This window comes from Pseudomonas sp. 22515, assembly GCF_052044625.1.
GTDB classification, from domain to species: Bacteria; Pseudomonadota; Gammaproteobacteria; order Pseudomonadales; family Pseudomonadaceae; genus Aquipseudomonas; species Aquipseudomonas alloputida.
Genome location: NZ_JBQENN010000092.1, coordinates 1 through 321 on the forward strand (window position 1 = coordinate 1; position 321 = coordinate 321).

General features: G+C 66.4%; 1 protein-coding gene. It reads left to right on the forward strand.

Annotated features, from left to right (window positions below; translation table 11 throughout):
- A partial coding sequence (locus tag ACTJJN_RS27080) for an Ig-like domain-containing protein (protein WP_440781810.1) occupies positions 1 to 321 on the forward strand: 321 nt, incomplete at both ends.

Below are 321 nucleotides of genomic sequence, written 5' to 3' on the forward strand. Positions count from 1 at the left end.
ACCTTGCAAGTCACCCTCACCGATGCCGCCGGCAACGTATCCCAACCGGGCTCGGTCACCTCGGCCGACTTGCTGCCGCCTGCACAACCGACTGACCTGGCCTTGGTCGATGGCGTCACCTTCACCGGTCGCGGCGAGCCCGGCGCTACCGTGCAAGTGCGCGATGCTGCCGGCAACCTAATTGGCACCGGCGTCGTCGGTGCCGACGGCCTGTTCAGCCTCACCCTGTCGCCTGCCCAGGCCAATGGTGAAGCACTCGACGTGCGTCTGGTGGATGCCGCCGGCAACAGTTCGATACCGCTGGAGTTCACAGCCCCGGAT